The sequence below is a fragment of the Bacillus gaemokensis genome (assembly GCF_001590835.1).
Lineage (GTDB): Bacteria > Bacillota > Bacilli > Bacillales > Bacillaceae_G > Bacillus_A > Bacillus_A gaemokensis.
In genome coordinates this window covers 11299-25006 of the sequence record NZ_LTAQ01000024.1, presented here as the reverse complement: position 1 = coordinate 25006, position 13708 = coordinate 11299, and the positions used below count along the sequence as shown (strand labels likewise).

The 13708-nt window shown below is 37.9% G+C and carries 12 protein-coding genes and 2 pseudogenes; 12 read left to right on the top strand and 2 right to left on the bottom strand.

Features of this window, described 5'->3' with window-relative positions; all coding sequences use genetic code 11:
- The 10 genes and pseudogenes from AZF08_RS18805 to AZF08_RS18755 all read left to right on the top strand — a co-directional run.
- Positions 1–224 (top strand): annotated as a pseudogene (locus AZF08_RS18805) (CsxC family protein); the annotation flags it as partial.
- Between the two features lie 132 nt (positions 225–356).
- Positions 357–1184 (top strand): CsxC family protein, encoded by an 828-nt coding sequence (locus AZF08_RS18800; protein WP_033678897.1) that lies wholly within the window; start codon positions 357–359, stop codon positions 1182–1184.
- Between the two features lie 102 nt (positions 1185–1286).
- On the top strand, positions 1287–2642 hold the full coding sequence (locus tag AZF08_RS31405) for a BC_2427 family protein (RefSeq protein ID WP_235604070.1): 1356 nt from the start codon (positions 1287–1289) through the stop codon (positions 2640–2642).
- Between the two features lie 87 nt (positions 2643–2729).
- Positions 2730–3041, top strand: coding sequence for a hypothetical protein (locus AZF08_RS18790; RefSeq protein WP_033678896.1), 312 nt, complete (start codon positions 2730–2732; stop codon positions 3039–3041).
- A 317-nt stretch (positions 3042–3358) separates the two neighbouring features.
- On the top strand, positions 3359–3898 hold the full coding sequence (locus tag AZF08_RS18780; RefSeq protein ID WP_033678895.1) for a DUF420 domain-containing protein: 540 nt from the start codon (positions 3359–3361) through the stop codon (positions 3896–3898).
- Positions 3899–4016: 118 nt separating this feature from the next.
- Positions 4017–5180, top strand: a complete 1164-nt coding sequence (locus tag AZF08_RS18775; RefSeq protein WP_033678894.1) for an iron-containing alcohol dehydrogenase — start codon at positions 4017–4019, stop codon at positions 5178–5180.
- A 158-nt stretch (positions 5181–5338) separates the two neighbouring features.
- The gene (locus tag AZF08_RS18770; protein WP_033678893.1) at positions 5339–6091 is read left to right on the top strand and encodes a DeoR/GlpR family DNA-binding transcription regulator; all 753 of its coding nucleotides are present in this window, start codon (positions 5339–5341) and stop codon (positions 6089–6091) included.
- Positions 6088–6999, top strand: a complete 912-nt coding sequence (gene pfkB, locus AZF08_RS18765; RefSeq protein ID WP_033678892.1) for a 1-phosphofructokinase — start codon at positions 6088–6090, stop codon at positions 6997–6999. The genes AZF08_RS18770 and pfkB overlap by 4 nt, the downstream gene beginning before the upstream one ends.
- 14 nt (positions 7000–7013) lie before the next feature.
- A complete protein-coding gene (locus AZF08_RS18760) occupies positions 7014–8867 on the top strand; it encodes a PTS fructose transporter subunit IIABC (protein WP_033678891.1) in 1854 nt (617 codons plus the stop codon).
- Between the two features lie 369 nt (positions 8868–9236).
- The gene (locus tag AZF08_RS18755) at positions 9237–10130 is read left to right on the top strand and encodes a cell wall-binding protein EntA (protein WP_033678890.1); all 894 of its coding nucleotides are present in this window, start codon (positions 9237–9239) and stop codon (positions 10128–10130) included.
- Between the two features lie 78 nt (positions 10131–10208).
- On the opposite strand, the gene AZF08_RS18750 is transcribed toward AZF08_RS18755, so the two are convergent.
- Positions 10209–10445, bottom strand: a complete 237-nt coding sequence (locus AZF08_RS18750) for a hypothetical protein (RefSeq protein WP_200875240.1) — start codon at positions 10443–10445, stop codon at positions 10209–10211.
- Positions 10446–10634: 189 nt separating this feature from the next.
- Between AZF08_RS18750 and miaA the strand changes: the two genes are divergently transcribed.
- Positions 10635–11585, top strand: a complete 951-nt coding sequence (gene miaA, locus AZF08_RS18745; RefSeq protein ID WP_033678888.1) for a tRNA (adenosine(37)-N6)-dimethylallyltransferase MiaA — start codon at positions 10635–10637, stop codon at positions 11583–11585.
- Between the two features lie 25 nt (positions 11586–11610).
- Entirely contained in the window at positions 11611–11835 is a 225-nt protein-coding gene (gene hfq / locus AZF08_RS18740; RefSeq protein WP_000813896.1) for an RNA chaperone Hfq, read from the top strand.
- A 93-nt stretch (positions 11836–11928) separates the two neighbouring features.
- On the opposite strand, the pseudogene AZF08_RS30835 reads toward hfq, so the two are convergent.
- Positions 11929–13708: pseudogene (locus tag AZF08_RS30835) on the bottom strand (Gly-Xaa-Xaa repeat protein); the annotation flags it as partial.

Genomic DNA, 13708 nt, shown 5'->3' with positions numbered 1-13708 from the left:
TTAATCCGAAAAACGGCGATCTACCTCGTTTAGATAAGTATTTCTTTGAAAATACTGTTTTCTATAATGAGCAACCGTATTGTGAATTAATTCGTGCAGATTTCTTTGAACTAGATTTTTCGCCATGGCCTACACCTTTAAATGAAGAATTTGATACACTTCGTGAAAAAATTGTATTAGATCTTACTTTAAAAGTTTTACAAACACAACAAGTGGAATTTTAATAAAAAAAGACATCATTTTTCATATGAAAAATGATGTCTTTTTTATTGTTATAAAACATATATAATGTTGAAGCAGTTATGTATATTTGGAAAATACATATATCTTTCAATTCATCAGTTAGGAAGTGAGTGATGATGAATAAACCGTGGATTGGCAATAAAATGCTAGACAAAATTTTTTCTGAGCATAAAATGACGCCGGAGGTGGAAGATAGCCCTCCTTCAGAGTATGATGTAAAAAAACCTTCTTCAGAATACGAAGGAGAAGCTAGTGCCTCTTCAGAGTATGATGTAAAAAAACCTTCTTCAGAATACGAGGAAGAAGTTAGTGTCCTTTCAGAGATTAAGGAAAGTTCACCCACAACACCAACTGTAAAAATCCCGGTTGTACTAGCAGAAAGAATAATTCAAATTGTTGTAGAAGCAAATATTTCATTGGATCCTTTGGCGATCGAAATTAAAAGTGTGTTAAAAACTGTATTTTTAACACATTGTAAGTTAGTTCCTGTAGCGTTTATGTCAGTACCGGGTACGAACTATCGTCGAGTCATAAGAGCAAAATTATTTGTAGAGGGCTATATTCGAAAAAATATTGAATATACTACTCAGCGGTGTAATGGATCAGTGTGTAATCATATTGTTAATATTCCGTTTTCTAGATTTTTAGATTTGACAGCAGGTGATTTTATAACGTACCCTCTATTGGTAGCTTTTTCAGATACTACATCGCACTTTAGTAACCCTAAGAATAGTTCTTTATCGCGGTTAGATAAAAATTTCTTTAGAAATGCAGTTTTTTATAATAAACAACCGTATTGTGAATTAGTTAGAGCTAATTTTTATGAGGTTGATTTTTCACCATGTCTGACAGACATGAACGAATCATGTAGCACACTTCGTGAAAATATCGTACTAGATCTTACATTGAAAGTCTTACAAGTACAGCAAGTAAAAATTTAAAAGATGATGTCTTTTTTTATTACAAAACATATATAATGTTGAAACGGTTATGTGTTTTAAAAAATACATATGTCTCTTAATTCATCAGTTAGGAAGTGAGTGATGATGAATAAGCCGTGGATGGGTAATAAAGGTGAATTTTTTTCTGAGTCTAAAATGATTCGAAAATTCAAGATAGAAGATAGCTCATCTCAAGAGAGAAAACTGGAGGAAAATGTATCTTCAGAGAACGAGGAAAAGGAAAGGTTATCGCAAGAGAGTGAGTTAGATAAAAATGTAAATCTAAAGAGTGGGGGAAAAGCAAGGCTATCACAAGAGAGTGAATATAAAAAAAATGTAAATTCAAAGAATAAGGTAAAAGCAAGGGTATCACAAGAGAGTGAATGTAAGAAAAATGTAAATTCAAAGGATGAGGTGAAAGCAAGGGTATCACAAAAGAGTGAATGTAAGAAAAATGTAAATTCAAAGGATGAGGTAAAAGCAAGGGTACCGCAAAAGAGTGAATGTAAGAAAAATGTAAATTCAGAGGATGAGGTAAAAGCAAGGGTATCACAAGAAAGTAAGTTAGATAAAAATGTAAATTCAAAGAACAAGGTAGAAGCAATGATATTGCAAAAGAGTAAATGGAAGGAAAATATAAATTCAAAAAATGAGGTAAAAGTAAGGGTATTGCAAGAGAGTAAATGGAAGGGAAATGTCACTTTAGAGAACGAGAGGAGAGATAATTCACCTCCTGAATTAAAAGTAGGAAGGGTAGTACGTTCTATTAGGGTAAAAATACCATTTTCTACGGTTGCTGAAGTTACTGATTTTTTAATCCCACCTATTACGAGTAATACTAATGAAGAAGTATTTGCATTTCATAACGAAATGAATGAAACATTTCGTGAATTAGATACAAAGTTGCTAACTACAGTACATCATTATAATGAACAGCCATATTGTCGCTTGATTTCTTCCAAGCTATTCGAAAAGAGGATTTTTATAGAATTTTCGAGCGGAAATTCTATAAAACATAGTGAAAAAAATCAATTAGAGCAATCCCCGTGGATTCCTATACACAATTTGATTTCACAAAGAAAGGAAAAAAAAATCAGTAATTATATAACGACGAGAATGCCAGTTGAAATAGGAAAGTATAAAACAGAAATTGGTTTAGAAGAAAGAGTGATATTTCAAGAAAAAGTAGTAGAAATTAAAGAGATTTCACAAGAAATTATTTTGACAGATAGTAAATTTTTTGCTAACGAAGTTTTAAATGCAAAAGAGCGTTTAGTAAGGCTTAAAAAAGGAAAATTATTAGCGGAAGGCTACGTTGTGCAGCACATTGAATATACAGTAGAGTTTTCTAATGAGCAAAATGATGTATCGGTAAGGTATCAGTTACTACAAAAAATGGTGCTTGAATTAACCTTACAAGTATTGCAAGAACAAGAAGTGCAAGTGGAGATTGTATAATCACTATTGTCATAGTGTATATAAAACTTTTTCCTTGACTTTTTATAAATAGGCGAGGAGAATGGTAAAAAGGAAGAGGGGATGATGATGGAAGAGTACGTGTTAGAGCTTTATAATCTTTTATATACGACAGATTGGCAAGATATTGTTTCATTTCTTGGGATATTATTTTGTATGAAAATTGTAATTGTATATATGGAAGAACAAGGTATGTTCTATTCCTTCTCATCCCCGTCTGATTTGCAACGGGAGTCTTTGTTAAGTTATGCCCATATAAGCAATGAAAAATTTCCTTTTGTTCTATTCTTTATGATTCGTTTTATAACGGCGATTGTAAAGAAAAAAGAAGGGGAAGAAGAAGCTTGTGACCCGACTTGTTATATAGCGCATGTTTTATAAGCTAAATACAAGGAGGAGATTAATATGTGGTTTCGATTTCTTATGATTGGTTTCTTTTCGTTAACAGCAATTTCTTTAATGGGATATCAAGTATCTGAAATTTTCCAAGCATATAGTGATATGTTTTTTAACAAAAACTAATCACATTGCTATTTAAATAATAAAGCGATAAAATCCTTCTTAAGAAGTATGGTTAAGAAGGATTTTTTCTTTGTTTGATTTCGCTATGTCAAAGTATTGTCACATTTGCACTGTGAATAATATGTTAAAATAGTGAGGTTAATTATACATATGTGGAAGAAGAGGGAGTGAACAATTTGGTGGATCATTCAACAAATCAGAAAAGCTATGCTCCTATTGTGATAACGCTTTCTGTGATTGTCAATGCGATTATTTTATTCTTGTTTTTTGGACCTGTTGGCTACAAAGGAGAAGTGCATTTTGATGTAACAATTTTGCCGATGTTAAATGCAATCTTTAATAGCTTTACATTTGTATTTTTACTCGCAGCTTTGTTCTCTATTATTAAAAGAAATGTAAAGATGCACCGAGGCTTTATTCTTGCAGCGTTTACAACAACACTGCTGTTTTGTGTAACCTATTTAACATATCACTACTTGGCACCAGCAACACATTTTGGCGGACAAGGAATGATTAAATATGTATACTTTATCATTCTAATTACACATATTTTCCTTGCGGCAATTATTGTACCACTCGCGTTATTCTCGCTTGTTTTTGGTTTTACAAATCAATTAACGCGTCATCGCAAGATTGTACGTTGGACAATGCCGATTTGGTTATACGTAAGTCTTTCTGGGGTTATTGTTTACTTAATGATTTCACCTTATTACTAATAAAAAAACTCAGCCATTTGCTGAGTTTTTTTATTGAAGCAAATATTTTTGTAAAATGAAAAAAGTATGGTATACAAAAGTATAGTTGCTTTTAAGAAGGAAGGGTGGTTAAGAGTTTATGCAAAATTTTGTATTTCGTAATCCAACAAAGCTTATTTTTGGTAAAGGTCAATTAGAACAATTAAAAACTGAAGTCCCGCAGTTTGGTAAAAAAGTTCTGCTCGTATACGGTGGAGGAAGTATTAAACGAAATGGTATATACGAGAATGTAATTTCTATTTTAAAAGAGATGAATACAGAAATATTTGAATTAACGGGTGTTGAACCAAACCCTCGCTTATCGACTGTAAATAAAGGAATTCACATTTGTAAAGAAAATGATGTTGAATTTATTTTAGCAGTTGGTGGCGGAAGTGTAATTGATTGTACGAAAGCAATTGCCGCTGGTAGTAAATATGACGGAGATGTATGGGATCTTGTGACAAAGAAAGCATTTGCAAATGAAGCGCTACCATTCGGTACAGTTCTAACCCTTGCGGCAACAGGTTCTGAGATGAATGCAGGGTCTGTTATTACGAATTGGGAAACGAATGAAAAGTATGGATGGGGTAGTCCTGTTACGTTCCCGCAGTTTTCTATTTTAGATCCAGCACATACAGTCTCTGTACCGCGAAATCAAACGATTTATGGTATGGTTGATATTATGTCGCATGTATTGGAACAATATTTCCATCAAGGTACAAATACAAAATTACAAGACCGCTATTGTGAATCTATTGTAAAAACAATCATTGAAACAGCTCCGAAACTTCTAAATGATTTAGAAAATTATGAGCACCGAGAAACGATTTTATATTGTGGAACGATGGCGTTAAACGGTATTTTGGCAATGGGTGTACGCGGTGATTGGGCAACGCATAATATTGAACATGCCGTTTCTGCTGTGTATGATATACCACATGGTGGTGGTTTAGCGATTCTATTCCCAAACTGGATGAAACATGTTCTAGATGAAAATGTAGATCGCTTTAAACAATTTGCAGTACGTGTTTTTGATGTAGAGACAAAAGAGAAAACAGATAAAGAAGTTGCATTAGAAGGTATTGATGCATTACGACGCTTCTGGACGTCTATTGAAGCGCCTGCTCATTTAGCAGAGTATGAAATTGGAGAAGAAAAGATTGATTTGATGGCTGACAAAGCGATGGCTTATGGTGAGTTTGGTCATTTTAAGAAGTTAAATAAAGAAGATGTAGTAGCGATTTATAGAGCGTCGCTTTAAAGGATAAAGAGAAATATAAAGAACCTTCTCGATATGTATCGAGAAGGTTCTTTATATTTCTCCGATTGGTTTTGGTATTTTATGAATGTTTTTGATTGTTTTTGGTTGATTTTTGTATCCGATTTCATTATACTGTAATCAAAGAAGAGGTGAATGATATGTTAACTCCTGAACGTCATCAGCTTATTTTACAGCTTTTGAAAGAACAAAAAGTTGTGAAATTACAACGATTTGTCGAACGAACACAGAGTTCAGAATCAACAATTCGTCGTGATTTAGCACAATTAGAAAAACAGCGTTTATTAAAGAGGGTACATGGTGGAGCTGCTGTATTAACTGGAAAAGGTGAAGAGCCTACGATGGTTGAAAAATCAGCTAAAAACATTCAAACAAAAAAACAAATTGCTAAGTATGCTGTATCTTTTGTTGAACAAGGTGATTGTATTTACTTAGATGCGGGAAGTACAACGTTTGAAATGATCCCGCATTTAACAGATAAAGAAGTTACAGTCGTCACGAATGGTCTTATGCATATTGAATCACTAGTTGAACATAATATCCGAGCTTATTTACTTGGCGGAATGATGAAGAGTCGAACAAAAGCATTAATCGGCGCAATGGCACAAGAAAGTATACAGCAGTATCGTTTTGATAAGTGCTTCTTAGGAGCCAATGGTGTACATGAACAGCTTGGATATACAACTCCAGATCCAGAAGAAGCATTATTGAAAAAAATGGCGTTAACATTAGCAAATGAAAGCTATTTTTTAATAGATGAAAGTAAATTTTCAGAAGTTGCTTTCGCGAAAATTGCAAGTCTTGAAGAAGCGATGATCATTACAAATATGTTAGAAGAAGAGTTAGAAGAATATAAGCGAAAAACAAATGTAATCGAGGTAGATAAACGATGATTTATACAGTTACTTTAAATCCGTCGATTGATTATGTCGTTCAAATGGATCATTTCACATTAGGAACTGTCAATCGAGCGGAGAAAGATATGAAGTTTCCTGGTGGAAAAGGGATTAATGTATCCCGTGTTCTTCAGCGCCTTGGGATTGATAATACGGCTCTAGGTTTTACAGGAGGTTTTACAGGGGAATTTATTGAAGATATTTTGAAAAGTGAAGGTGTAAAGTCAAATTTTGTTCATGTAGATGGGGATTCGCGTATTAATGTGAAAATAAAAGGACAGGAAGAGACAGAGCTGAATGGACAAGGGCCTATTATTACAGATGAACAATTTCGAAAGTTGATGAATGGATTTGAAAGTATGCAACCAGGTGATTGTCTTGTATTAGCTGGTAGTATTCCAGCTTCTGTTCCGAAAACATTTTATGAAACAATTGCGGCTTATGGGGCAGGGCGCCATATTAAAGTGGTTGTTGATGCGAGCGGAAGCGCACTCGAGCATGTGATTCAAAATAAACCATTTTTAATAAAACCAAATCATCATGAGCTTGGAGAGTTGTTTGGGAAAAACCTTTCCACGGTAGAAGAAATTATTCCATACGGGAAAAGTTTGATTGAACAAGGCGTACAACATGTAATTGTTTCTATGGCGGGAGATGGAGCGTTATTATTTACAGAGGAAGGTGTATATGAAGCGACTGTACCAAAAGGAACAGTAATTAATTCTGTTGGAGCAGGTGATTCTCTTGTTGCAGGTTTTGTAGGAATATATGAGAGAACAGAAGATGTTATAAAGGCATTTCGTTATGGTGTAGCAACAGGAAGTGCCACAGCTTTTTCAGCTGATTTATGTACAAAAAATAAAGTAGAGGAATTGTTATCGCAAGTGATAATTACTAAGCGATAGGGGGAAAACTGCATATGAAAATTACAGAGCTTTTAAAAAGAGACACAATAATTATGGATTTGACAGCTTCAGCTAAAGAAGCTGTTATCGATGAATTAGTAGAAAAACTAGGCAAAGCAGGAAGATTGAATAGCCAATCAGAATTTAAAGAAGCTATTATGCAGCGTGAAATGCAAAGCACGACTGGGATTGGAGAAGGGATTGCTATTCCGCATGCGAAAACAAAAGCAGTTAAACAACCTGCTATTTGTTTCGGACGAAGTGTAAGCGGTATCAATTATGAGTCGCTTGATGGACAACCAGCCCATTTATTTTTTATGATTGCTGCTAGTGAAGGGGCAAATAATACGCATTTAGAAACTTTATCGCGTCTATCTACGTTATTAATGGATGAAGGATTCCGTAAAGAACTGTTGGAAGCAGAAACGGAAGGTGAGCTTCTTAGTTTATTTGATGAAAAAGAAAATGAACAAGAAGAGGAGCGAAGTGAAGTAGAAAAACCTAAAGGTGATGAACCGTATGTCTTAGCGGTAACCGCATGTCCAACTGGTATTGCTCACACATATATGGCTGCGGATAGCTTAAAAGCGAAAGCGGCAGAATTAGGAGTTGCAATTAAAGTAGAAACGAATGGTTCTACTGGTGTGAAAAATGGATTAACAAACGAAGATATTGAACGTGCGACGGCAATTATCGTTGCGGCGGATAAACAAGTGGAAATGACTCGTTTCGCTGGGAAGCATGTAATTCAAGTGCCAGTTGCGGATGGTATTCGAAAAACAGAGGAGTTAATTCGTCGTGCTGTAGATCAAGAGGCTCCGATTTTTAAAGGAAAAAAAGACAGTGGAAAAACGGAGGAGGCAGAAAAGGAAAACGGATTTGGTATTTATAAACATTTGATGAACGGTGTCAGCAATATGTTGCCTTTTGTTGTGGGCGGAGGGATTTTAATCGCGCTAGCCTTTTTCTTTGGTGGAATCGATACCAAAGGGCCGATTGCAGAAACACTCATGTCAATTGGTGGTGCAGGTGCCTTTAAATTCCTTGTTCCGATTTTAGCTGGATTTATTGCGAGCTCTATCGCAGATCGTCCAGGGTTTATGCCTGGTATTGTGGGAGGATTCTTAGCTGCACAGGCAAATGCAGGGTTTTTAGGTGGGTTAATTGCGGGTTTCTTAGCAGGTTACGTTGTTCTTGGTTTGAAAAAAATATTTAAAAACTTACCAGCACAGTTAGAGGGAATTAAACCAGTTTTATTATATCCGGTGTTTGGATTGTTAATTACAGGTATATTAATGATGAAAGTCGTAAATCCACCTGTAGTTGCGTTAAATGAAGCGTTAACGGGTTGGTTAAATAGTTTAGGTGGTACGAATGCTATAGTGTTAGGACTAATTTTAGGTGGGATGATGGCTATCGATATGGGTGGTCCCATTAATAAAGCGGCGTTCACATTTGGAATTGCTGCCATTGAGGCTGGGAATTTTGGGGTGCATTCAGCAGTTATGGCTGGTGGGATGGTACCGCCACTGGCAATTGCATTTGCAACAACATTCTTTAAAACAAAATTTACAGAAGCGGAGCGTAAGTCAGGTTTGACAAACTATATCATGGGAGCATCATTCATTACAGAAGGAGCAATACCATTTGCGGCAGCAGATCCAATACGTGTAATTGTAAGCTGCGTTGTTGGTTCGAGTCTCGCCGGTACATTATCGATGTTATTTGAAGTTACATTACCAGCGCCACATGGTGGATTGTTTGTCATATTATTAGTGAATAAACCGTGGTTATATATTCTTTCTATACTAATAGGTTCCATCGTATCAGCGCTTATGATGGGTGTATGGAAAAAGAAAGTCGCATGAAAATTTGAAAAGGACAGCTACCAGTAACTGTAGTTGTCTTTTTTATGGACAGAAACAAAATATGAATGTTTCTCTAATTTGTTAGGTAAAACTCTTCGTTGTAATTAAAAATCGTAACATTTCAGTAAATTTTCGTAATATTCCGGCAATGTTATTATTCGTACTGCAAAAAATATTTGTATTAAAAAGAGTAAAATCTATTAAAATTCTTAAAAGATACGCATGGAATACAGTTTTCTTATATTCTACTTTATATTACGAAGCATTAATGGTTTGTTACGAATTGGTTGTAATTGTGTGATATCCCGAATTTACAAAAAAACTGTTGCTATAATGAGAACACGAAAACAAAGCGAATGGAGGCTATTCATGAAAAAATTAATTGGTATAGCAACGGCAGCGGTTTTTGGTCTTGGGATTTTCATAACTTCTGCAAAAGCAGAGACTGTTGTTACAACAGAGGTACTAAATGTACGCGAGAACCCAACTACTGAATCACAAGTTGTAGGGAAAGTATTAAATGGTCATAAATTAGATGTTATAAATACACAAAACGGATGGTCGCAAATCAAATTAAATGGTAAAGATGTATTCGTAAGTTCTGAATTTACAAAAAGTAGCTACTATGTAACAGCTAATGTATTAAACGTACGTGCTGAGGCGAACACAAACTCAGAGATTCTTGGAAAGCTTAAGCAAGACGATATGATCGAAACAACGAACCAAGTGCAAAATGAATGGCTACAATTTGAATATAACGGGAAAACGGCTTACGTTCATGTTCCCTTTTTAACAGATACAGCACCTGTTATTGAAAAACAAGAAACGCCAGTTCCAGCTAAAGCTGAAGCGCAAGTTAAAGCTCAAGCACCAGCTAAAGCTCAGGCACCAGTAGCGAAAGAAAAACCAACTGCTAAGCCTGTCGTAAAAGCCGCTGAAACAAGTGAGCCTTCTGGTGGCCGTGAGTTAACAGTTGCAGCTACAGCGTATACAGCTCATCCGAGCGAAAATGGCACATATGGTGGCCGTGTGTTAACTGCGATGGGTCATGACCTAACAGCGAATCCGAACATGAAGATGATTGCTGTTGATCCGAAAGTAATTCCACTTGGATCAAAAGTATGGGTAGAAGGATATGGAGAAGCAATCGCTGGTGATACTGGTGGTGCAATTAAAGGTAATCGTATTGATGTTCTAGTTGGCTCTAATTCAGCTGCTGACAAATGGGGACGTAAATCTGTTAAAGTGAAAATTATAAAGTAATGTATGCCCAATGAAAAGTGGCTGTTAGGAATTTCCTAACAGCCGCATTTGTAGTTAGAAAGCCAGTTTTTGAATTGGTTAAAAAGGATATACTGTCCGTCCTGTAATAATCTTATAAGCGGTGCAAAATTGAGTTTGTGTATACTGGAGTGTATCTGAATCTAATGTTTTTGCGTCTATTATTGAATGGAAGGAACGAAGTAAACAGTTTAAAGCGAAATATAATTCTTCTTGAGAGCAATTTTGTTCCTTTATAGCTGAAGCTAAAATGAGTTCTTTTGTTAATGTAGAAAAATTAATGGTAGCTTGTCCAATTTCCATAATATCCTCTCCGATCTTATTTTCTATCATATATATGTAAGAAGGGACAAACTATGTCTATTTTTTATCCTTATATATAATTTCATGTACTGTATTGAAAGAACTTGCATTATGCCTATTAAAATTGTTAAGATTGGATATAATAATCAGATGGGTAATATTACATAAAGAGAGTTGAATTATATGGGAGAAACGCAACGTGAAAAAGTTGCTGTCATCATAGGACCGACTGCTGTAGGGAAAACAAAGCTAAGCATTGATCTTGCAAAAGCGTTAAATGGTGAAATTATTAGTGGAGATTCGATGCAAGTTTATCGTACGATGGATATCGGGACTGCTAAGGTGACGGTAGAAGAAACGGAAGGGATTCCGCATTATATGATCGATATAAAAAATCCGGAAGAATCATTTTCTGTGGCGGAATTTCAAAATCTTGTTCGCGGGCATATTAGAGAAATTACAGAACGCGGGAAATTACCAATTATCGTTGGTGGTACTGGTCTTTATATACAATCTGTTTTATATGATTATCAATTCACAGATGAAGCAGGAGACTCTGTATATCGAGAACGGATGGAACAATTAGCGGTAGAATATGGCGTGGAATATGTGCATGAAAAATTAAGAGCAGTGGATCCAGAAAGTGCGAATCGTATCCATGCCAATAATGTAAGACGTGTCATTCGGGCATTAGAAATTTTCCATACGACGGGACAAAAAATGAGTGATCAACTTGAAAAGCAAGAAAATGACTTGTTATATGATGTTTCTTTAATTGGCTTGACAATGGATCGGGCGATGCTATATGATCGCATAAACTTACGTGTTGACCTTATGGTTAAACAAGGTTTATTGGAAGAAGTAAAAGCTTTATACGAAAATGGAATTCGAGATTGTCAATCTATTCAAGCGATTGGATATAAAGAGTTATATAATTATTTTGAAGAGCGTATTTCATTAGAAGAAGCAGTATTGCAATTGAAAACAAATTCTCGCCGCTATGCAAAGCGTCAATTAACTTGGTTCCGTAATAAAATGGATGTCTCTTGGTTTGATGTGACGGAAGGTGAAAAAACGGCAGAAATTTTGCGATACATAGAAGGAAAGCTCCAATTGAAGTCGAATAATAAGTAAGTAGAGAAAAAGAGGAGGATTCGACATGAAGCAATCAATCAATATTCAAGATCAATTTTTAAATCAACTCCGTAAAGAGAATACGTTTGTGACGCTGTACTTATTAAATGGTTTCCAGCTTCGTGGATTAATTAAAGGTTTTGATAACTTTACAGTCTTGTTGGAAACAGAAGGTAAGCAACAGCTTATTTATAAACATGCTATTTCTACATTTGTTCCGCAAAAAAATGTTTCAATCGAATTAGAGTAGTAAAGAATTGTACATAGCAAAAAAAGAGCGAGAGTTTCGCTCTTTTTTTATTTGGTTTGAATAGAAAGAAGGAGCTTATCAAAAGGTAGAATGTTAAGCTATTCTGAATACAGTAAGTCGAATGTTTACATCACCAGTATCAGGGATTGAAATTTCCCCTAGAGTAGATTGGATAGAAATGTCTGTACCAGCTAGTAATGTTTCAATCGTTGTAAAGGCAAGGGAATTTCCTATTACATCGCAAGAGAAATTGTCACCTGTTGATGTTCCGTCTTGAGCAATACTGACTCCGAGTGGTGCGAATCCAGGTGCTGTTGTGGAAATAGAGAAGCTTATTACATAAACACCATCCTCAAGAATAGTAAGTGTGTCGCTGCCGTTAAAAGTGATATTTCTTAGATTAGATGCAGTACTAAATAGGAAGTTTTCAAATTGAGCTACAGTTTGAGGGTCTGAGTTTAGTAGGACAGCTGTTGCGATAGGGAAACCAGGTCCAGTGGCTCCGGTATTTCCTTGAGCACCTTGAGGTCCTTGAGCGCCTTGAGGTCCTTGAGCACCTTGAGGTCCTTGAGCGCCTAGCGCCTTGAGGTCCTTGAGCACCTTGAGGTCCTTGTGCGCCTGTGCCACCTTGGGCACCTTGAGCACCTTGTGCGCCTTGGGCACCTTGAGCACCTTGGGCACCTTGTGCGCCTTGGGCACCTTGAGCACCTTGAGGTCCTTGTGCGCCTTGGGCACCTTGAGCACCTTGAGGTCCTTGTGCGCCTGTGCCACCTCGGGCACCTTGAGCACCTTGAGGTCCTTGAGCACCTTGAGGTCCTTGAGCGCCTTGAGCACCTTGAGGTCCTTGTGCGCCTGTGCCACCTTGAGCACCTTGTGCGCCTGTGCCACCTTGAGCACCTTGTGCGCCTTGAGCACCTTGAGCACCTTGAGGTCCTTGGGCACCCGTGCCACCTTGAGCACCTTGAGCGCCTTGAGGTCCTTGAGCACCTTGAGGTCCTTGTGCGCCTGTGCCACCTTGGGCACCTTGAGCACCTTGTGCGCCTTGGGCACCTTGAGCACCTTGNAGCGCCTTGAGGTCCTTGAGCACCTTGAGGTCCTTGTGCGCCTGTGCCACCTTGGGCACCTTGAGCACCTTGTGCGCCTTGGGCACCTTGAGCACCTTGAGCACCTTGGGCACCTTGTGCGCCTTGAGCACCTTGAGGTCCTTGTGCGCCTGTGCCACCTTGAGCACCTTGAGCGCCTTGAGGTCCTTGAGCACCTTGAGGTCCTTGTGCGCCTGTGCCACCTTGAGCACCTTGGGCACCTTGAGGTCCTTGAGCACCTTGAGGTCCTTGTGCGCCTTGAGATCCTTGAGCACCTTGAGATCCTTGTGCGCCTGTGCCACCTTGAGCACCTTGAGCGCCTTGAGCACCTTGAGCGCCTTGAGGCCCTCGAGCACCTTGAGGCCCTCGAGCACCTTGAGCGCCTTGAGGCCCTCGAGCACCTTGAGGCCCTCGAGCACCTTGAGCACCTTGAGCACCTTGAGCACCTTGAGCACCTTGAGCACCTTGGGCACCTTGGGCGCCTTGAGCGCCTTGAGCACCTTGAGCGCCTTGGGCACCTTGAGCACCTTGAGCACCTTGAGGTCCTTGAGCACCTTGAGGCCCTCGAGCACCTTGTGCGCCTTGAGGCCCTCGAGCACCTTGAGGCCCTCGAGCACCTTGAGCACCTTGAGCGCCTTGAGCGCCTTGGGCGCCTTGAGCACCTTGAGGTCCTTGGGCACCCGTGCCGCCTTGAGGTCCTTGAGGTCCTTGAGCACCTTGAGGTCCTTGAGCACCTTGAGGTCCTTGAGCACCTTGAGGTCCTTGAGCACCTTGAGGTCCTTGAGCACCTT

Coding starts and splice junctions, on each gene's coding strand:
- AZF08_RS18800 (WP_033678897.1), top strand. CDS start 357: ATGATGAATAAACCGTGGATTGGCAATAAAATGCTAGACAAAATTTTT.
- AZF08_RS31405 (WP_235604070.1), top strand. CDS start 1,287: ATGATGAATAAGCCGTGGATGGGTAATAAAGGTGAATTTTTTTCTGAG.
- AZF08_RS18790 (WP_033678896.1), top strand. CDS start 2,730: ATGGAAGAGTACGTGTTAGAGCTTTATAATCTTTTATATACGACAGAT.
- AZF08_RS18775 (WP_033678894.1), top strand. CDS start 4,017: ATGCAAAATTTTGTATTTCGTAATCCAACAAAGCTTATTTTTGGTAAA.
- AZF08_RS18770 (WP_033678893.1), top strand. CDS start 5,339: ATGTTAACTCCTGAACGTCATCAGCTTATTTTACAGCTTTTGAAAGAA.
- pfkB (WP_033678892.1), top strand. CDS start 6,088: ATGATTTATACAGTTACTTTAAATCCGTCGATTGATTATGTCGTTCAA.
- AZF08_RS18760 (WP_033678891.1), top strand. CDS start 7,014: ATGAAAATTACAGAGCTTTTAAAAAGAGACACAATAATTATGGATTTG.
- AZF08_RS18755 (WP_033678890.1), top strand. CDS start 9,237: ATGAAAAAATTAATTGGTATAGCAACGGCAGCGGTTTTTGGTCTTGGG.
- miaA (WP_033678888.1), top strand. CDS start 10,635: ATGGGAGAAACGCAACGTGAAAAAGTTGCTGTCATCATAGGACCGACT.
- hfq (WP_000813896.1), top strand. CDS start 11,611: ATGAAGCAATCAATCAATATTCAAGATCAATTTTTAAATCAACTCCGT.